This is a genomic window from Halalkalibacter lacteus (assembly GCF_036663595.1).
GTDB lineage: Bacteria > Bacillota > Bacilli > Bacillales > Bacillaceae_D > Halalkalibacter > Halalkalibacter lacteus.
Genome location: NZ_JAWRVL010000376.1, coordinates 1 through 246, shown reverse-complemented (window position 1 = coordinate 246; position 246 = coordinate 1). Strand labels below are relative to the sequence as shown.

The following is a 246-nucleotide window of genomic DNA, read 5'->3' as shown; positions in this document are numbered from 1 at the left end:
GGGGCGACTGATGGGAATTGAACCCACGAATGCCGGAATCACAATCCGGTGCGTTAACCACTTCGCCACAATCGCCACATTGATTTAATTATTGGCAGGGGCAGTAGGAATTGAACCCACACTGGAGGTTTTGGAGACCTCTGTTCTACCTTTAAACTATGCCCCTAAGATGGTGGAGGGGGACGGATTCGAACCGCCGAACCCGGAGGGAGCGGATTTACAGTCCGCCGCGTTTAGCCACTTCGC

General features: G+C 53.7%; 2 tRNA genes. Both read right to left on the bottom strand.

The features are described from left to right. Nucleotides 1-2 precede the first annotated feature (2 nt). Nucleotides 3-75, bottom strand: a tRNA-His gene (locus tag SAZ04_RS22720). A gap of 17 nt (nucleotides 76-92) precedes the next feature. Then, a tRNA-Trp gene (locus tag SAZ04_RS22715) sits at nucleotides 93-166 on the bottom strand. Nucleotides 167-246: the final 80 nt, after the last annotated feature.